Source organism: Pararhodobacter sp., from assembly GCF_036802785.1.
Classification (GTDB): Bacteria; Pseudomonadota; Alphaproteobacteria; order Rhodobacterales; family Rhodobacteraceae; genus Pararhodobacter.
The window spans coordinates 46,503-65,573 of sequence record NZ_DAIRVN010000006.1 but is presented as its reverse complement, the minus strand read 5'-3'; the positions used below and the strand labels follow the sequence as shown (position 1 = coordinate 65,573).

The 19,071-nt window shown below is 66.4% G+C and carries 14 protein-coding genes; 7 read left to right on the top strand and 7 right to left on the bottom strand.

Going from position 1 to position 19,071, the window contains the following annotated elements; genetic code table 11:
- Nucleotides 1-24 precede the first annotated feature (24 nt).
- Both V7Q53_RS04220 and V7Q53_RS04215 read right to left on the bottom strand, forming a co-directional pair.
- Entirely contained in the window at nucleotides 25-948 is a 924-nt protein-coding gene (locus V7Q53_RS04220; protein ID WP_333827153.1) for a DMT family transporter, read from the bottom strand.
- Nucleotides 945-1,802 carry a LysR family transcriptional regulator gene (locus V7Q53_RS04215; RefSeq protein ID WP_442954412.1) on the bottom strand — a complete coding sequence of 286 codons (858 nt, stop codon included), beginning with the start codon at nucleotides 1,800-1,802 and terminating at the stop codon, nucleotides 945-947. The genes V7Q53_RS04220 and V7Q53_RS04215 overlap by 4 nt, the downstream gene beginning before the upstream one ends.
- Nucleotides 1,803-1,960: 158 nt before the next feature.
- Between V7Q53_RS04215 and pncA the strand changes: the two genes are divergently transcribed.
- Complete coding sequence (gene pncA, locus V7Q53_RS04210) at nucleotides 1,961-2,566, top strand: bifunctional nicotinamidase/pyrazinamidase (protein ID WP_333827151.1); 606 nt, start codon at nucleotides 1,961-1,963, stop codon at nucleotides 2,564-2,566.
- A gap of 84 nt (nucleotides 2,567-2,650) precedes the next feature.
- Nucleotides 2,651-5,287: a cation-transporting P-type ATPase gene (locus tag V7Q53_RS04205; protein ID WP_333827150.1), complete on the top strand. Its 2,637-nt coding sequence runs from the start codon at nucleotides 2,651-2,653 to the stop codon at nucleotides 5,285-5,287.
- A 132-nt stretch (nucleotides 5,288-5,419) separates the two neighbouring features.
- On the opposite strand, the gene V7Q53_RS04200 is transcribed toward V7Q53_RS04205, so the two are convergent.
- From V7Q53_RS04200 to V7Q53_RS04190, 3 genes are read right to left on the bottom strand one after another with little or no spacing between them, the layout of a single operon-like run.
- Nucleotides 5,420-6,631: an efflux RND transporter periplasmic adaptor subunit gene (locus tag V7Q53_RS04200; protein ID WP_333827148.1), complete on the bottom strand. Its 1,212-nt coding sequence runs from the start codon at nucleotides 6,629-6,631 to the stop codon at nucleotides 5,420-5,422.
- Between the two features lie 11 nt (nucleotides 6,632-6,642).
- Nucleotides 6,643-9,003 carry an ABC transporter permease gene (locus tag V7Q53_RS04195; RefSeq protein ID WP_333827147.1) on the bottom strand — a complete coding sequence of 787 codons (2,361 nt, stop codon included), beginning with the start codon at nucleotides 9,001-9,003 and terminating at the stop codon, nucleotides 6,643-6,645.
- The gene (locus V7Q53_RS04190) at nucleotides 9,000-9,722 is read right to left on the bottom strand and encodes an ABC transporter ATP-binding protein (protein ID WP_333827145.1); all 723 of its coding nucleotides are present in this window, start codon (nucleotides 9,720-9,722) and stop codon (nucleotides 9,000-9,002) included. Before V7Q53_RS04190 ends, V7Q53_RS04195 begins: the two co-directional genes overlap by 4 nt.
- Before the next feature lie 122 nt (nucleotides 9,723-9,844).
- On the opposite strand from V7Q53_RS04190, the gene ftsH reads away from it, so the two are divergent.
- Entirely contained in the window at nucleotides 9,845-11,695 is a 1,851-nt protein-coding gene (gene ftsH / locus V7Q53_RS04185; protein WP_333827143.1) for an ATP-dependent zinc metalloprotease FtsH, read from the top strand.
- Between the two features lie 12 nt (nucleotides 11,696-11,707).
- Here the strand turns inward: ftsH and V7Q53_RS04180 are convergent, their stop codons facing one another.
- Both V7Q53_RS04180 and V7Q53_RS04175 read right to left on the bottom strand, forming a co-directional pair.
- On the bottom strand, nucleotides 11,708-12,154 hold the full coding sequence (locus V7Q53_RS04180; protein WP_333827141.1) for a DMT family transporter: 447 nt from the start codon (nucleotides 12,152-12,154) through the stop codon (nucleotides 11,708-11,710).
- A gap of 11 nt (nucleotides 12,155-12,165) precedes the next feature.
- Complete coding sequence (locus V7Q53_RS04175; protein ID WP_333827139.1) at nucleotides 12,166-13,170, bottom strand: Gfo/Idh/MocA family protein; 1,005 nt, start codon at nucleotides 13,168-13,170, stop codon at nucleotides 12,166-12,168.
- 192 nt (nucleotides 13,171-13,362) lie between these two features.
- Here V7Q53_RS04175 and V7Q53_RS04170 point away from each other — a divergent pair, with 192 nt between their 5' ends.
- Genes V7Q53_RS04170 through V7Q53_RS04155 form a run of 4 tightly spaced genes read left to right on the top strand, consistent with a single transcriptional unit; the run spans nucleotide 13,363 to nucleotide 19,067 of the window.
- Nucleotides 13,363-14,691: a M16 family metallopeptidase gene (locus V7Q53_RS04170; RefSeq protein WP_333827138.1), complete on the top strand. Its 1,329-nt coding sequence runs from the start codon at nucleotides 13,363-13,365 to the stop codon at nucleotides 14,689-14,691.
- Entirely contained in the window at nucleotides 14,688-15,992 is a 1,305-nt protein-coding gene (locus tag V7Q53_RS04165) for a M16 family metallopeptidase (protein WP_442954410.1), read from the top strand. The genes V7Q53_RS04170 and V7Q53_RS04165 overlap by 4 nt, the downstream gene beginning before the upstream one ends.
- Before the next feature lie 40 nt (nucleotides 15,993-16,032).
- The gene (gene mutL / locus V7Q53_RS04160; protein WP_442954411.1) at nucleotides 16,033-17,913 is read left to right on the top strand and encodes a DNA mismatch repair endonuclease MutL; all 1,881 of its coding nucleotides are present in this window, start codon (nucleotides 16,033-16,035) and stop codon (nucleotides 17,911-17,913) included.
- Complete coding sequence (locus V7Q53_RS04155; RefSeq protein ID WP_333827134.1) at nucleotides 17,910-19,067, top strand: DNA recombination protein RmuC; 1,158 nt, start codon at nucleotides 17,910-17,912, stop codon at nucleotides 19,065-19,067. The genes mutL and V7Q53_RS04155 overlap by 4 nt, the downstream gene beginning before the upstream one ends.
- Nucleotides 19,068-19,071: the final 4 nt, after the last annotated feature.

Here is a 19,071-nt window from a genome sequence, read left to right as displayed (position 1 = left end):
CTCAGTGCGAAAGTCCGGCGGGCGTCAGTCCTGACGCAGCAGCATGACCAGCGCCAGCGCGATCAGCCCGATGCCGGGCAGAACCAGCGCGCCGGGCACCCCATGGCCCAGCGACAGCTCCCACAGGATGATCCAGGCGGGGGTCAGATAGGTATAGGCCATCACCTTTGATGACGGCAGCCGCTGCCCGGCGAATTGCAGCAGCAGCACGGTCAGCGCATTGGCAGCCAGCGCCAGATAGAGCAGCGTGAACCAGATCAGCGGCGACAGCGCCGCCCACTGGATCGCCCGCAGATCAGACCAGCCGTATACCAGCAGCACACAGAACCCCGCCGCCATGACCAGCGAGGTGATCACCAGCGCAGGCTCACCCCGGTTCAGGCGGCGCAGGAGCGGGGTAAAGGCTGCGTGCAGTACGCAGCCAAAGAAATAGATTGCCTCGCCATACCCCAGCTGAAAGGCCGCCAACGCCCCCGGATCGCCGTCAAAGATCACCCAGACAGCCCCTGCCGCCCCGATGGCCAGCGCCAGCGCCATCCAGCCATTGAGCAACTGGCGCAGGAACAGCCACGCGAAACCCGCGGTCAGCAGCGGCGTGAGCGTGAACACCGCCCCCACGGAAACCGGCGAGGCGGTTTTGAGCGCCTCGAACATCAGCACGAAATACCCGGCAAAGAGGGTTCCCAGCAGCAGATACCGCCAGGGCGCGCGGAAATCCGCGCGCCGGTAGCCGCGCCTGCCGGGCCCACCGATGACCATCGCCAGCGCCGCCAGCACCACCGCCGTGATCAGGAACCGCCCGGCATTCAGGGCGGCGGGCGCGATGTCATTGGCGACCAGCGCCCCCAGACTGAACGACCCTGCCACCGAGGCCGAGAAGAGCAGCATCGCCGCATGCCCCTTCAGCGCCTCGGCGCGCACATCCCCCACCAATTGTTCCGGCCTCATGCCTGCATTCCACCCTTCAGTGCCGCCAGCACGGCCTGCACCTTGGGCGTGCGATGCAGATCGACATGCGACACCAGCCAGAGCGGCACATCCCATTCCGGCCGCGGCGGCCTCACCTGCACCAGATCGGGCGCGGCCTGCTCAGGAAACAGGAAGCCCAGCCCCAGCCCCGCCTCCACCGCCGCGCGCTGCGCCGAGGCTTCGTTGCTGCGGAACACCTGCTGATAGCCTCGCGTGGCAAGCCAGCGCAGGAAGGGCGCGCGCGTATCCTCCTGATCATCGCCGACGAAGAGATGCGCCGCCAGTTCGGCATCACTGCCGGGCTGACCATGGCGCGCCAGATAGGCGGGGCTGGCATAAAGGCCGACGGGCCAGTGGCGCAACAACTGCACCACGTTATCGGGCTCAGACGGCTGAGACCCGGCGCGGACGGCCACATGCGCCTCGCCATATTCCAGCCGGAACACCCGCCGCTCGGTGCGCAGCCGCAGGCGCAGGTCAGGGTAGTCAATGACCAGCTGCGCCAGCGCGGGCATGATCAGCCCGCACAGATCAGGCAGTGTTGTGATCACCAACTCGCCCGAGATGCCTGCATCCAGCCCGCAAAGCCGCGCCTCCATCTGGGCAAACTGCTCTTCGGTGGTGCGGCCCACCTGCGCCAGAACCTCACCCGCCTCGGTCAGGGTGTAGCCGCGCGAATGGCGCTGAAACAGCTTCACACCCAGCCGCGCCTCCAGCGCATCAATATGCCGGATCACGGTTGCATGATGCACCCCCAGCGCCTCGGCGGCGCCGCTGACCGTGCCCGCCTTGGCGACATGCCAGGCGGTGCGGATTTCATCCCAGGTATCAATGGCCATGCCCGCCCGCTTCCTTGTTTCGCGCCCGCAGTCTCGCCAATTGCACGGCCTTGCACAAGCCCGCACCCCCGGGTGCCTGCGCGGCACCGGACACAGCAATTGACGGGCCGCCCCGCGCGCCGTACCCAAGGGGGAAAGCCCGAAGGTAAACCATGCGCCCTAAAACCGAAGCCCTGATCGCCATCGACATCCAGAATGATTTCTGCCCCGGCGGCGCGCTTGCCGTCGCGCAGGGCGATGCAGTGGTGGCGCCGGTGAATGCGCTGATGGCTGAATTCCCCGTCACCATCCTGACGCAGGACTGGCACCCGGCCGCGCACAGCTCTTTCGCCGGCAGCCATCCCGGCGCGGCACCGTTCAGCCAGATTGCCCTGCCCTATGGCAAGCAGGTCCTGTGGCCCGCACATTGCGTCATCGGCACGCAAGGAGCCGCGTTTCACCCCGGCCTGAACACCGACCAAGCCGATCTGATCCTCCGCAAGGGCTCTGACCCCGCGCTTGACAGCTATTCGGCGTTTTTTGAGAATGACCGGCAGACAGCCACCGGGCTTGAAGGCTATCTGCGCACACGCGGCATCACCACGCTGACCTTCGCGGGGCTGGCCACCGATTTCTGTGTCGCATGGTCGGCGCTTGATGCGGCGCGGCTGGGGTTTTCTGTCACAGTGCGCACCGATGCCTGCCGCGCTATTGACCTTGACGGCTCGCTGCGGCAGGCAATGAGCGCGATGCAGGCGGCGGGTATTTCGCTGGACTGAGTACCAGGCCGGGCAGCCCGTTGCGTAGCGCTGACAGCTTGGCAGCGGCAGCCCGGGCGCAGGCCCCGAAGGACTGACAGCACAATGACCGAACATCCGTTTCACGCCCTTTCCACCGACAGCGCCCTTTCCGCCCTTGATGCCACGCCGCAAGGCCTGAGCAGCGAGGCCGCGCGCGAACGTCTGGCACGCCACGGTGCGAACCGCCTGCCCGAAGGGCCCCGCCGCAGTGCATGGATGCGCCTGCTGCGCCAGTTCCACAATGTGCTGATCTATGTGCTTATGGTTGCCGCCGTCGTGACGGCGCTGCTGAGCCATTGGGTTGATACCGGGGTCATCCTTGCGGTGATCGTGCTCAACGCGGTGATCGGCTTCGTGCAGGAGGGGCGCGCCGAAGCCGCCATGGGGGCTTTGCGCGATATGCTTGCGCCACGCGCGGCGGTGCTGCGCGACGGAAAGCGGGTGACGCTGGATGCCGCCGATCTGGTGCCGGGCGATATAGTTCTGCTGGATGCCGGGGACCATGTCCCCGCCGACCTGCGCCTGCTCACCGCCAAAGGCATGGCCGCGCAGGAGGGCATTCTTACCGGCGAATCGGTGCCCGTCGAAAAAGGCACCGCGCCGGTGGCCGCCGATACGCCGCTGGGTGACCGCGCGCCGATGCTGTGGTCAGGCACGCTGATCACCCAAGGCGCGGGGCGGGGACTGGTGGTGGCAACCGGCGCGCAGACCGAAATCGGGCGCATCGGCGGGCTTCTGGGCAGTGTGGAAAGCCTGACTACGCCGCTGGTTGCCCAGATGGACCGTTTCGCGCGCAGCCTCAGCCTGTTCATCCTGCTTGTCGCCGGGCTGCTGCTGGTGTTTGGCTATTTCGTCAGCCAGTATGCCTTTGACGAGCTATTCATGGCGGTGATCGCGGTCACGGTTTCGGCCATTCCTGAAGGCCTGCCTGCCGTGCTGACCATCACGCTCGCCATCGGCGTGCAGGCGATGTCGCGGCGCAATGCGATTGTCCGCCGCCTGCCCGCCATTGAAACCGTGGGCGCGGTTTCGGTCATCTGCACCGACAAGACCGGCACATTGACCCGTAACGAGATGACAGTGGCGCGCGCCGAAACGCCCGAGGGGCGCTTTTCGGTTGCGGGCACCGGCCATGCGCCCGAGGGGGCGATAGAGCCGCAGGGCGATCTGAGCGCGCTCGCCCTCGCGGCATTGCTGTGCAACGACGCCGAGCTGCATCAGGACGAAAGCGGCTGGCGGGTTGAGGGTGACCCGATGGAGGGCGCGCTGCTGACCTTCGCGGGCAAGGCACTGCCGGAAAACGCCGCCGGTGGCTGGACCCGGCATGACATCATCCCCTTTGACAGCCGCCACCGCTACATGGCCGTGCTGGTGGGTCAGGGCAACAAGCGCCGGGTCTTCCTGAAGGGCGCGCCCGAGCGTGTGTTGCTGATGTGCGGCGAGGCTGAAACGTCAGGCTTCGATCTCAGGCACTGGCACCACCGCGCCGATGCGCTGGCCGCCGATGGCCACCGGGTGCTGGCGCTGGCCGAAGCCCATGTCACGGGCGACAGCATTGACGAGCAACAGCTTTCCGGCGGGCTGACCTTTCTGGGCCTTGTCGGTCTGATTGACCCCCCGCGCCAGGAGGCGATCACCGCCGTCGCTGAATGCCGCGCCGCCGGGATCACCGTGAAGATGATCACCGGCGATCATGCGGGCACCGCGGCTGCCATCGCCCGGCAGGTGGGGCTGGAACATACCAACCGCGTGCTGACCGGCAGTGACCTTGATGCGCTGGACGACGGGCAGCTGGCACAGCAGGTGCGTGAAGTCGATGTCTTTGCCCGCACCACGCCCGAACACAAGCTGCGCCTTGTGAAAGCGCTGCAGTCGCACGGGCTGACCGTGGCAATGACCGGCGACGGGGTGAATGACGCGCCCGCGCTCAAGCGGGCCGATGTGGGGATTGCGATGGGCCTCAAGGGGTCGGCGGCAGCGAAAGAGGCTGCCGATCTGGTGCTCGCCGATGACAATTTCGCCTCCATCGTGGCGGCGGTGCGCGAGGGGCGCACGGTCTATGACAACATCCGCAAGGTGATCAGATGGACCCTGCCCACCAATGCGGGCGAATCCTCGACCGTGATCATCGCGCTTCTGCTGGGCCTCGCCCTGCCGGTCACCGCGCTGCAGATCCTGTGGGTGAACATGGTGACCTCGGTCACGCTGGGGGTGGCGCTGGCGTTCGAGCCGACCGAGAAGGGCACGATGGCGCGCCCGCCCCGCCCGCGCGATGCGCCGCTTCTGTCAGGGTCGCTGGTGTGGCATCTGGCGATGGTCGGCGGGCTGTTCGCGCTGGCGATCTTCGGGGTCTTCACCTGGTCTGTCAACCGCGGTGACCCGGTGGAGCTGGCCCGGACACTGGCGCTGAATACGCTGGTGGTGCTGAAGATCGTCCATCTGTTCTTCGTGCGCAATCTTCATGGCACCTCGCTGACCTGGCAGGCGGCGATGGGCACCCGTGCGGTCTGGATCTCGCTGGTGGTGGCGGTGGCCGCGCAGGCGGCGATGACATGGCTGCCCTTCATGCAAGCCGCCTTCGGTACCAGCGCTGTCGCGCTGAGCGACCTGGCGATTATCCTGGGCATTGGTGTGGCGTTCTTTGCGGTGGTGGAGACCGAAAAACAGATCCGCCTCGCGCTGCGCTCAAAGGGGGACTGACAGACCGGGCAAGGGGCAAGGGATGTCAAAATGCCGTGCCAACGCGGTTTGCAAACCGGGTATATGCCGCTTCCGGGCGGCTTGAAGGAAGGGCCTTCAAAGGGCCTTCCCGCGCGCCCAGAGCCCTCTCCCTCAGCCCTCCCGCGCGACCACCCGGGCGCCGTCGCTCAGCGACGATGCCGGATACATCACCACCGTCGCGCCCTCTTCCAGCCCGCCCAGCAGCTCTGCCTGCCCACCTGCCTGCCGTCCGATCTGCACCGGCGTCAGCACCGCGCGCCCCTCGATCACCCGGAACACGGCCCAGCCCCCGTCATGACGGAAGAGCGCGGCCTGCGGCAGTTGCACGATCTCCTCCCCCTCCCACAGGACCACCCGCACGAAGACCCGGAACCGGTCACCCAGCCCGGCGCGGGCGTCCGGCGGGGTCAGGATGTCCAGCCGCAGCCGCACCCGCTGCTCTTCGATACCCAGCGCCGAAACCCGGGTGAAGGCGGCGGGTTCAACACGCCGGACCCGCGCTTCCAGCACGCTGTCCCCGCCCCACCGCTCGATCAGCGCGCGGGCCTGTGGCGGCACCCGCACCGCATCGGCCGACAGCAGATCCAGCTCGATCTCCAGATCCGCGATATCGCCGATGCTCAGCAAGGGCGCCCCGGCCTGCACCAGCCGCGCGCTGGTGTCGGTCACGTCCAGCACCGTGCCGGTCTCGGGCGCCACGATGCGAACACAGCAGGTATCGCCCCCGTTCACCGGCATCTGCACCAATGACGGCCCCATCAGCTGCGCCTGCATCCGCGCCAGCGTCGCGCGGTGCATGTCCAGTTCCGAGCGCGCCGCCGACAGGGCCTGCGTGGCGGTGACATGGGCCTGCTCCATATCCTCCAGCATCCGCCGCGGGATTGTGCCGCGCTCGGCCAGTTCGCGGTTGCGCTCAAGCTGGGTGCTGGCATGCGACAGATCGGACTGGGCGCGCACCACATTGGCCTCGGCCAGCCGCACCGTCGCCTCGGCCTCGGTCACGGCAGCCTCAGCCTGCAGGCGCGAGCGGGCATCCATCAGGGCCGGTTCGGCGGGCTGGATCACGGCAACCACGCTTTCGCCGCGCACCACACGGTCCCCCACCTGCACCGGCGAGCGGGTGAGGCTGCCGGTAATCGGCGCGGTGATCGTATAGGGTTCGCGCACGCGGGTGATGCCCTCGGCGCTGACCGTCACCTGCATCGGCCCGCGCGCGACGGTGCCCATATCCACCGCCGCAGGTTCCGGCCACATGGCCCAGACCAGCGCGCCCGCCAGCACAAGCCCCCCCAGACCGATTCCTGCCTTGCGCATCCGTGACATCGCCTGCTCCTTCAGTCGCGCGCCTTGAGCGCCATTGCCAGATCGACCTTGTCCAGCCGCCGCCGCACCATGAGAACCGACGCCAGCGAGGCCAGAAACACCGCCACCGCCGCCAGCGCATAGGTGCGTTTGGTGACCACGAAGGGGATCTGTATCATGTCGGTTGACATCGCCCCCACCAGCCCTGCCGCCAGCCAGTAGCCCAGCACCCAACCGATGGGGATGGCCAGCAGGGTCAGCAGCATCATCTCGCCCACCAGCACGAAAGCCACCTCGCCCCGCGTGAAGCCCAGCACCCGCAGGCTGGCCAGCTCATAGCTGCGCTCGGAAAGCTGGATGCGTGCGGCATTATAGACCACACCGATGGCGATCAGAACGCCGATCAGAGTATAAATGCCGACCATGGTCAGCAGGTTCTCGCTCAGCGTCGCATCGAACTGGCGCCGCACCTCGGCCCAGTCGGCAAGGCCTGCCACGGCGGGGGTAACCTTGATCTGCGCGTTCAGCGCCTGCATCGCATCGGCTTCGACCATCAGATGGATCTGGTTGACCTGCGGCGCCACGCGCATCGCGGCAAACAGGGCGGGGGCCGCGATATGCACCTCCTGCCCCATGCCCTGATGGATCACGGCGGCAACCGGCACATCGAGCACCTCGCGCGGCGGTGCCAGCATTTCCATACGCAGCATGTCACCCGCCGCGATGCCCAGCGCGCGCGCCAGCATGTCCGGCAGCACCACGCCCTCGGCGGGCAGGGCGACGACGGCGCCGGAATCATCAATCAGCCGCACCAGATCACTGCCCGCGAAATGCGCCGACAGCGCACTGAGCCGGTGGCGATGGCCGTTGACCAGCCGCACCGGCATCGCAAACCCGCCCTCGGCCTGCCGCACACCGGGCAGTGTCATCGCATCCAGCACCGCCGATTGCGGCGCGGCATGGCTCAGCGCGAGGGTCACCTGCTGGCGGTTTGAGCGGTCAAAGACGTTCTCGGCAATCAGGCTGACCGCATCGAACATGAAATACGACATCACCAGCACCGCGACCGAGGCCGAAACCCCGAACAGCGTGATCGCCGCGCGCCCCGGCCAGCGGATGATCGAGCGGAAGATCATCATCGTGGTCTGCTGCAGCCGCAGCGCGCCCAGCACCCGGTCCACGCCGCCACGGCTGAAACTGGGCGGCGCGGGCGGCGACATCGCTTCCGCAGGCGGCAACCGGACCGAGGCCCAGACCGCCCGCACCCCGCCAAACACCACCGTGGCCAGGCCCAGAACAGCCGAGAGCACCAGCGCCCCCCAGCCCGGATCGCGCAGGATGAACGGGAATTTGAAGAAATCACCATAAAGCGAAATCATCGCCTGAGCGATCCACCAGCCAAATCCCCAGCCCACCAATATGCCGATCACCCCGATCAGCATCGCCAGCTTCAGGTAGTGCCATGCAATTTCGCCCGTGCCATAGCCCACCGCCTTCAGCAGGCCGATCTGCGCGCGCTCCATGGCGATCAGGCGGCCCAGCACCATGTTCACCAGAAACGCCGCCACGATCAGGAAAATCGGCGGCATATAGGTGGACATCACGCCAAGCTGCTGCATCTCGCCATTCAGAAAGGAATGCGACATCTGCCTTTCGCGGTCATGCGCGCCGGTGCCGCCATAGCGGTCCAGCAGGGTATCCAGCCGGTCTATCACGGCGCGCACATCGGCCCCGCGCGCCAGCCGCAGGCTTATGTCATTGATGGCGCCGGTCATGTCCTGCACGGCAGCGGCGGCGGTTTCATTCATCCAGATCAGGCCGAAGCGGCGGTTGTCAGGCATGATGCCGCCGGGCGCGATTGTATAGATGAACTCAGGCGACAGCACCCAGCCCGTCACCTCAAGCGCGCGCATCTGCCCGTTGAGAACCCCGCGGAACCGGCTGCCCGGCACCAGCGCGTTCTCTTCGCCAAAGGCTTCGTTGATCGCCACTTCATCGGGGCGGTCAGGGTGGGGCATGCGGCCCCGGCGCAAAAGCGGCACGTTCAGCACCGCCCCGTCGGGCGGCACCGACAGGATGCGCGCGGTCGCAGGCTCTTCCATCCCGTCGATATCAAGCACCGCCGACAGCACGATCCGCCCTTCAGCCTGCGCGACACCGTCAATCTGCGCCACCTCATCAATGATCGGCGCCGGGGCGCGGGTCATCGTGGCAAAGACATCAGCAAAGCGGTGGCGCTCATAATAGGCCGCCTGCGTGCCTTCGAGCGTGCGCAGGGTGCCCTGCGCGCCCACCAGCACCATGATGCCGCAGCCCAGCACCAGCGCAATCGCCAGCGTCTGCGCCCAGATGCGCCGCAGGTCGCGCAGTAGTTTTGCATCCAGCGCCCTCACCAGCTTACCTCCGAGGGCAGAACGCGCGCGGGATTCTCCTCGTCACGGGTGATGCGCCCATCGGCCAGCACCACCACGCGATGCGCAATCTTCTGGATGCCCGCGTTATGGGTGATCAGCACGGTCGCGGTGCCCAGATCGCGGTTGACCTCATTGAGCGCCTCCAGCACCTGCACGCCGGTCTTGCTGTCCAGCGCGCCCGTGGGCTCATCGCAAAGCAGCACTTCGGGGCGCTTGGCGATGGCGCGGGCAATCGCCACGCGCTGCTGCTCACCGCCTGACAGCTCGGCTGGGAAATGGTCCATCCGGGGTTTGAGGCCCATACGGTCCAGCGCCTCTTCGGGCGTCATGGGGTCTTTGGCGATCTCCGTCACCAGCGCCACGTTTTCGCGCGCGGTCAGGCTGGGCACCAGATTATAGAACTGAAACACAAAGCCCACATGGTCACGCCGAAAGGCCGTCAGGCGCGCATCCGATACGCGCGTCAGCTCCTGATCGCGGAAGAAAACCTTGCCATCGGTCGGCTGGTCCAGCCCACCGAGAATATTCAGAAGTGTGGACTTGCCCGAGCCCGAAGCCCCCAGCAGCACCACCATCTCTCGCTCATAGAGCGCCAGATCGACACCGCGCAGCGCATGCACCTCCACCGCGCCGGTCCGATAGACCCGCGTGACACCCTGCGCGCGGAAGACCGCTTTTCTGTCGCCCTGATGCTCCATCGTCCGATCTTTAATACCACATCCGCCACTTGCCTTTGATTTCAATCATATTGCAACTTTTGCGGGCCATTCATACTGGCACTGGTCGCAGGCAGCGGCCGGCAAAGGGTGATGAACGGGCAATGGAAAAGCAGCAACAGTTCCACCTGTGGTATTTCGTGGCCATGTTCCTGGCCCTCATGGCGTTTCAGAGCTGGTTCTCGACGGCGTCGGTGACCGAGCGTATTCCCTATTCCACCTTTCTGGAGCATCTGGAATCTGACCGCATTTCCACGCTCACAGTGCAGTCAGAACAGATTCAGGGCCGCTACCGCGAAGCCATCGACGGGCGCACCCATTTTGTCACCAATATCGTGCCCGATGACCTGACAGCGCGGCTGGAGCGTTCCACCGCCGAGTTTGACGGCACCGTGGAGAACACGGCGCTGGGGGCGGTTCTGTCCTGGGTGCTGCCGATCGTGCTAATCTTCGCGCTGTGGATGTTCGTCTTCCGCCGGGTGATTGAAAAGCAGAATTTCGGTGGAATGATGAGTGTCGGCAAGTCCAAGGCCAAGGTCTATGTCGAGAAGGACACCGGCGTCACCTTTGAGGATGTCGCGGGCGTGGACGAGGCGAAATCGGAACTGAAAGAGATCGTCGATTTCCTCAAGGAGCCCGAGAAATTCGGTCGCCTTGGCGCGCGCATCCCGAAGGGCATTCTGCTCACCGGCCCGCCGGGCACCGGCAAGACCCTGTTCGCCCGCGCCGTGGCCGGTGAGGCGGGGGTGCCGTTTTTCTCCATCTCCGGCTCGGAATTTGTCGAGATGTTTGTGGGTGTGGGCGCCGCGCGGGTGCGCGATCTGTTCGATCAGGCCCGCAAGGCCGCGCCCTGCATCATCTTCATTGATGAGCTGGACGCACTGGGCAAGCGGCGCTCCATCGGCGGCTTTGGCGGCGGGAATGATGAGAAGGAACAGACCCTCAACCAGCTTCTGGCCGAGCTGGATGGCTTTGACCCGCGCGAAGGCATCGTGCTGCTGGCCGCCACCAACCGCCCGGAAATCCTTGATCCGGCGCTGATGCGCGCGGGTCGGTTTGACCGGCAGGTGGTGGTTGACCGGCCAGACAAGACAGGCCGCGCCGCCATCCTGCGCGTGCATCTGCGTAAGGTGCAGGTTGATCCCGCGCTGGATGTGGACGCCGTGGCGGGGCTGACCCCGGGTTTCACGGGTGCCGAGCTGGCCAATCTGGTGAACGAAGCCGCGATCCACGCCACCCGCCGCATGGCCGAACTGGTGACGATGGAAGACCTGACATCGGCGCTTGAGCGTGTGGTGGCGGGGATGGAGCGCAAGGGCCGCCTGCTGAACCCGCGCGAGCGTGAGACCGTTGCCTGGCATGAAATGGGCCACGCGCTGGCCGCCGCCACCCTGCCGGGCGCCGATCCGGTGCACAAGGTGTCGATCATCCCACGCACCATCGGCGCTTTGGGCTATACCATGACCCGCCCCACCGAGGACCGCTTCCTGATCACGCGGTCTGAGCTGGAAAACCGTATGGTGATGCTGCTGGCGGGCCGCGCGGCAGAGCAGATCGCCATGGGCGAGGTATCGACGGGGGCGGCCGATGATCTGGTACGCGCCACCGATATCGCCCGCCAGATCGTCACCCGTTTCGGCATGCATGACGTGCTGGGCCAGGCGGTGCTGGAGCAGGATCGCGGCGGTTATCTGGGCGAGGACCGGGTCAGCTTCAACCCGCGCGACCATTCCGAGGCCACGGCGCGCGAGGTGGATCTTGCGGTACGGGAGCTGCTGGATACCGCCTATCAGCGCGCGATCCGCCTGCTGGAGGAGCACCGCACCGATCTGGAGGCGGGCGCGAAACTGCTGATGGAGCGTGAAACCATCACCCCGGATGACTTTCCGCCCCTGCGCCCGGCGGCGGCCACCCCGGTCGCAGTCCCGTCCGCAGCCGCAAACGCCGCCTCCTGAACGCGCGGGGCTTCAGATGCGCGACAGCGCCAGCCCCGCCAGCACCAGCCCCAACCCGGCCAGGCGCGTCAGGCTGATGTCATGCACCGGCAGGCCGAACGCGCCGATCCGGTCCAGCACCAGCGCCGCCACCAGCTGGCCCACCACCAGCGCCATGGTGGCGCTGAACGCCCCGGTGACCGGCACCGCCCAGATCATCGCGGCGATATAGAACGCCCCCAGCGCCCCGCCGACCCAGACCCAGGGCGGCGCGGTTGTCAGCACATCGCGCGGCAGGCCGGTGCCGCGAAAGGCCCAGATCGCCGCCAGCACCACAAACCCCACCAGAAAGCTGATACAGGCCGCGACCAGCGGGTCGCCCGCCTGCCGGGCGAGGGCGGAATTGATCGGCGCCTGCGTGGCCAGAACCGCGCCTGCCAGCACCACCACCATCAGCGCGAAAAGCGCAGCCCCGCTCATCCCCGCCCCACTCATCGCTGCACCGCCACCACACTGCGGTCCATGGCCGAGAGGATCATCGCCTCATAGACCGCCACGCCATGCAGCATCTGATCGGGCGTGATCGGATACGGCACGTGCCCGGCCACGGCATCGGCGAACGCTTCCAGCTCGGCGCATGGGGTATCGAAACCGGGGCGCAGGATCCGTTCTTCAGCGGGAGCGGACACACCGGGCGCGGGCGGTACGGCGCGGAAGGTGAATTCATCCAGGCCCGGCAGGCGGATCTCGGCGATCCCCTTGCTGCCATAGACGCACATCCGGTAGCTGGCGGCGGTCGAAATCAGGCAGGACAGATACCCCGTCGCGCCATTGTCGAACCGCAGCAGAATGCCGGTCGTGTCCGGCACACCCGTGGGCGCGGCGCGGTGCGTGGTCTGGCAGATCACATCGGCCACCGTACCGTTGAGGTCGATCATGCCGTCAAGCATGTGGATACCCTGCGGGGCCATGCCCCCCACCGGCGACTGCTCGGGCACGGCGCGCCAGTGTTCCGGTGGCATGAACAGCGCGCTTGGCCCGGTCATCGTCGCCTCGATATGCTCCACCACACCCAGCCGCCCGTCGCGAATTCGCGAGCGCAGTTCGGCCATGTTCGGATGGAAGCGCCGGTTGTGGCCCAAAGCCACCGTCACCCCGGCACGCCCGATGGCGGCAAGGGCGCGGCGCGCGCTGGCGGCATTCAGCGTAAAGGGCTTTTCCACGAAAACGTGCTTGCCTGCCTTTGCTGCGGCAATCATCTGTTCCTCATGGTCCAGATGCGGGGTGGCCAGCACCACCGCCTGCACCTGCGGATCGGCCAGCACCTGCGCGTAGCTGTCATGTAGCCGGAACCCGGCCTCGGCCGCAAAACCCTCGGCCTGTGCGCGCCGCCGGGTAGCGCCCGCGACGAAGCGCAGTTTGTCGCTTTTACCCTGCACAGCGTTCACAAGGGTCTTGCCCCAGCCGCCGATCCCCACGATTGCCACGTTCAGCATCCTGCCTCTCCTGTGCTTTGTGCCTGCCGCCCCGCCGGGCAGCGCCTTCACGCCGGGCGGGGCGGGCGGATGCTAGGGGCAGCGCCGGGCGGGGTCAATCAGGCCACCCGGCCATCACGTCTGCGCCATGCCGCTTGCCCTCACCCCCCGGAACGGTATCTGTGGTGCGACACCGAAACGGAGTATTGCTGCATGCGTCCCCTGACACGCCTTTTCCCGGTTCTCGCGCTTGTCCTGCTCGCCACCCTGCCCGCCCGCGCCACCACGCCGCAACATTTCACGCTGGATAACGGGCTTGAGCTGGTGGTGATCGAGGATCGCCGCGCGCCGGTGGTCACGCAGATGATCTGGTATCGCGTGGGCGCCGCCGATGAGGCGCCGGGCCAGTCAGGCATCGCGCATTATCTGGAGCACCTGCTGTTCAAAGCCACCGACACGATGGAACAGGGCGAGTTTTCCGCCACCGTCGAGGCGCAGGGCGGGCGCGACAATGCCTTCACCTCATGGGACTATACCGCCTATCACCAGCGTGTCGCCTCGGACCGGCTGGAGCTGATGATGCAGATGGAGGCCGATCGCATGGTCAATCTGCGCCTTGACCGCTCAGACTGGCTGCCCGAACGCGCGGTCATTCTGGAAGAGCGCGGGCAGGTGCTGGAAAGCCGCCCGGATGCCGTGTTCAACGAACAGATGCGCGCGGCGCTGTTTCAGAACCACCGCTACGGCGTGCCGATCATCGGCTGGCGCCATGAGATGGAACAGCTGGATGACGTGATCGCGGAAAGCTTTTACCGCACCCATTACGCCCCCAACAACGCGGTGCTGATCATCGCGGGCGATGTCGATGCGGCGCAGGCGCTGGAGCTGGCGCAACGCCATTACGGGCCGATCCCGGCCAACCCTGACCTGCCGCCGCGCGCCCGCCCGCAAGAGCCGCCGCAACATGCCGAGCGCCGTCTGACCCTGCGCGATGCGCGCGTGGGCCAGCCCTATGTCAGCCGCCTCTATCTGGCCCCCAGCCGCCAGGCGGGTGACCAGCGCGAAGCGGCGGCGTTTCAGGTGCTGGCCGGGCTTCTGGGCGGCAGCGCGCAAACCTCGGTGCTGGAGCGGCGCCTGACCTATGATGAGGGTGTCTCGCTGTCCGCATGGGCGGGGTATATGGGCACGGCGGTCGATCACGGGGTGTTCTCGCTGGGCATCATGCCCGCCCCCGGTGTGGACATGCAGGAGGCTGAGGATGCACTGGACCGCGCGCTGGCCGATTTTATCGAAAACGGTGTCGATATGGAGCAGCTTGAGCGGGTCCGCATGATGCTGCGCGCCGCCGTGATCTATGAACAGGACAATGCCACATCCCGTGCCCGGACCATCGGCGCCGACCTTGCCACCGGGCTGACGCTGGAGGATTCGCAAAGCTGGATCGATATCCTGCAAGACATCACCCCCGATGAAATCCTCGCCGCCGCGCGCCAGCTTGACCGGCGCGCCTCGGTCACCGGCTGGCTGATGGGAGAAGAATGATGAACCTGCTCAAACCGCTTGCCCTTGCGCTGGCCTTTGCCACGCCCCTGCATGCCGAAATCGACATTCAGCCGGTCACATCGCCGCAAGGCTTCAGCGCCTGGCTGTCCGAAGAAAGCTCGATCCCGTTTGTGGCCATCGAAATCATCTTCCCTGGCGGCGCCAATCTTGATCCCGAAGGGGCCGAGGGTGCGGTGTCGCTGATGAGCGGCCTGCTCTCTGAAGGGGCGGGCGATCTGGATGCGCAGGAATACGCCGCCGCGCTGGAATCGCTGGCAGGCAGTGTCGCCTTCAGTGCCGGGCGCGACTCGGTCTCGCTGTCGATACAGGCGCTGTCGGAAAACCGCGATCAGGTGATCGAGCTTGCGCGCCTTGCCCTGATGGAGCCGCGCTTTGACGATGCCGCGCTGAACCGGGCGCGCGCGCAGCAGCTGTCCTCGCTGGAACGGGCGGCGCGTGACCCCAACAGCATCGCCAGCCGCACCTTCAACGAACTGGCCTATGTGGGCCATCCCTATGCGCGCCCCACCGGCGGTACGCCTGAAAGCGTGGCCGCGCTGGACCGTGACGCCATCCTCAGCGCCCATCAGACGGCGCTGACCCGCGACCGGGTGCTGATCGGCGCGGCGGGCGACATTTCCGCCGAAGAGCTGGGCGCCATCCTTGACCGCCTGCTCGCGGATCTGCCCGAGGCCAGCGTGCCGCTGCCGGACTATGCCGGTTTCACCGCCCCGCCGGGCATTACGGTTGTCCCCCATGACGGCCCGCAATCGGTTATCGCCTTTGGCCATGCGGGCCTGCCGCGCGATGACCCTGATTTCATGCCCGCCTTCGTGCTCAATGAAATCTTTGGCGGCGGACGCTTCGGCACGCGGCTGATGACCGAGTTGCGCGAAACCCGTGGGCTGACCTATGGCGTCGGCACCTCGCTGGCATCGGCCAGCCATGGCGACAGCTTTCAGGGCCGCCTTTCGACCGCCAACAACCGTGTGGCCGAGGTGGTGGAAATTCTGCGCAATGAGTGGGAATGGCTGGCCGGTGGCGGCATCTCGGAGGATGATCTGGAGCGCATCAAGACCTATCTGACCGGCGCCTATCCGCTGCGGTTCGATGGCAACGGCTCCATCGCGTCAATCCTGGCCTCGATGCAGTTTCAGGGCTTTGACATCGACTATGTGAACATCCGCAACGATCTGGTGAACGCGATCACGCTGGCCGATCTTGAGCGCACGGCGGCGCGACTGATCAAGCCTGAGGCGCTGCATTTCGTGATCGTCGGTCAGCCGGAAGGGCTGGACTGACAGCTTTTCAACCAAGGGGTAGCATGCTATGTCTGGTAGCATGCATGCCACCCGCCCCAACATAAGCCACACCCCGCCGGTGATTCGTCAGCTCGACGAAACCGCTGCCAACCGCATCGCGGCAGGCGAGGTGGTTGAACGCCCGGCATCTGCGGTCAAGGAACTGGTGGAAAACGCGCTCGATGCAGGCGCGCGGCGCGTTACCATCGCCTATGCCGATGGCGGCAAAACCCTGATCCGCGTCAGTGACGATGGCCATGGCATGGCGCCGGATGATCTGCCACTCGCGCTGTCGCGCCACGCCACCTCGAAAATCGACGGCTCTGACCTGCTGAACATCCACACTTTCGGATTTCGCGGCGAGGCGCTGCCTTCGCTGGGTGCCGTGGGGCGGCTGACCATCACCAGCCGCGCCGAGGGGCAGGAGGGTGCGCAGATCACCGTTACCGGCGGGCGCATCGGGCCGGTCAGGCCCTGCGCCGCAAACCGGGGCACGCAGGTTGAGCTGCGCGATCTGTTCCGCGCCACCCCCGCCCGGCTGAAATTCCTGCGCACGGACCGGGCCGAGGCGCAGGCCATCGCTGATTGCATCAAGCGGCTGGCCATGGCGGAGCCCTTCGTCAGCTTCACCCTCACCGACGTGTCAGGCGGCGAGGCGCGCGATATCCTGCGGCTGGAAGGCGAACAGGGCGATCTGTTTGACGCGCTGGAAGCCCGTCTGGCCCGCCTTCTGGGCCGTGACTTTACCGACAATGCCCTGCGCATTGACGCAAAACGCGATGACCTGCACCTGACCGGCCATGCAGCATTGCCCACCTATTCGCGCGGCGCGGCGGTGGCGCAGTTCTTCTTCGTCAACGGCCGCCCGGTGCGCGACAAGCTTCTGATCGGCGCTTTGCGTGCGGCCTACAGCGATTTTCTGGCGCGGGACCGGCACCCGGCGGCGGTGCTGTTCCTTGATTGCCCGCCGGAGCTGGTCGATGTGAATGTCCACCCTGCCAAGGCCGAGGTCCGCTTCCGTGACCCCGGTCTGGCGCGCGGGCTGGTGGTTTCCGGCCTGCGCCATGCGCTGGCCGAGGCCGGGCACCGTGCATCCTCCACCGTGGCCAATGCCACGCTGGGCGCGCTGCGGCCCGAGGTGACGGGGCCGCGAATCTATCAGATGGACCTGTCATCGCGCCCTCACCTGCCCCGGGCTGAGACGATCCAGCAAAGCTACGCCGCACAGGCCCCCGGTTTTCAGGCCGCGGGTTTTCAGGCCCCCGGCTTTGGCGACATGACCGCCGCCTTCGACGCCACCGCCCCCTCTGCCCGGATCGAGCCTGAAACCGGCCCCACCGACGCCCCCCTTGGTGCCGCCCGCGCGCAGGTGCATGAGAATTACATCATCGCCCAGACCTCGGATGGCATTGTCATCGTTGACCAGCATGCCGCGCATGAGCGGTTGGTCTATGAAAAGCTCAAGCATCAGATGGCGGAAAACGGGGTGCCCGCGCAGGCGCTGCTGATCCCCGAAATCGTGCCCCTGTCGGCGGGCGATGCCGCACGGCTGCTCGCCCATGCCGGTGATCTGGCGCGCATGGGCCTGACGGTGGAGCCCTTCGGCGGCGATGCGGTGGCCGTGCGCGAAACCCCCGCCGCTTTGGGCGCGGTCAATGCGGCGGCGCTGTTGCGCGACATTCTCGATGAACTCACCGATCTGGGGCAAAGTCAGAGCCTGACCACCCGCCTTGATGCCGTCCTCAGCCGCATGGCCTGCCACGGCTCCATCCGCTCTGGCCGCCAGATGCGCGCCGATGAGATGAACGCGCTGTTGCGCGCGATGGAGGCGACGCCGCATTCCGGCCAGTGCAACCACGGGCGGCCCACCTATGTGGAACTGAAGCTGGCGGATATCGAAAAGCTGTTCGGCCGCCGATGACCCCACCGCTTGACCCGCTGAACCCGCTGTTTCTGGGCGCGCTGGCGCTTGGTGTTCTGGCCGTGCTGCTGCTTCTGGTGCTGCGCGCCAGCGTGAATGCCGCCCGCGCGGTGGAGCCGGTGATCTGGCAGATGGACCAGCTTGGCCAGCGCGTGCAGTCGCTGTCGGACGGCCAGCAGCAACTGGCGGGCGGGCTGCACCATGTCTCTGACGCGCAGGCAAAGGCGCAGACCCAGATGATCCAGCTGGTGGAGCAACGTCTGGCGCAGGTCACGGAAACCATGTCAGAATCGCTGCAAGGCAACGCACTGCGCACCGCGCGATCACTCGGTGATCTGCATGTGCGACTGGAGACCATCGACAAGGCGCAGGCCAATATCGAGAAACTCTCGGGCAATGTACTGAGTTTGCAGGACATCCTGTCAAACAAGCAGACGCGCGGCGCGTTTGGCGAGATTCAGTTGCATGATATCGTGCTGCGCGCCCTGCCCTCGGATGCCTATACGATGCAGGCGACACTCTCGAACGGGAAGCGCGCCGATTGTCTGGTGCATCTGCCCAACCCGCCCGGCCCCATCGTCATCGACGCCAAATTCCCGCTTGAGGCCTATGAGGCGCTGCGCAACGCCACGGATGCAGCGCAGATGGCCGAGGCGCGGCGCGCCATGCGCACCGCCTTGCGCTATCATATCAAGGCGATTTCCGAAAAATACATCCTTGAAGGCGAAACCGCTGATGGCGCGCTGATGTTCCTGCCGTCCGAGGCGGTCTATGCCGAACTCCACGCCAATTTCCCCGAGATCGTGCGCGAGGGGTTTTCGGCGCGCGTCTGGATTGTCTCACCCACCACCTGCATGGCCACGCTCAATACCATGCGCGCCGTACTCAAGGATGCAAGGATGCGCGAGCAGGCGGGCGCTATCCGGCGTGAGCTGGGCGAGCTTTACAAGGATATCGAGCGGCTGGGCGTGCGGGTTGAAAACCTTGACCGGCATTTCGGGCAGGCGGCCAAGGATGTCGCCGAAATCCGCATTTCCGCCGACAAGGCGGGGCGGCGCGCCCGGCGGCTGGATAATTTCGACTTCGAGGAAATCGCGCCTGCGGATGGTGCCGCCGAAACGCCTGGCAAGATCACCCCGCTGCCGACACCCTGAAGCA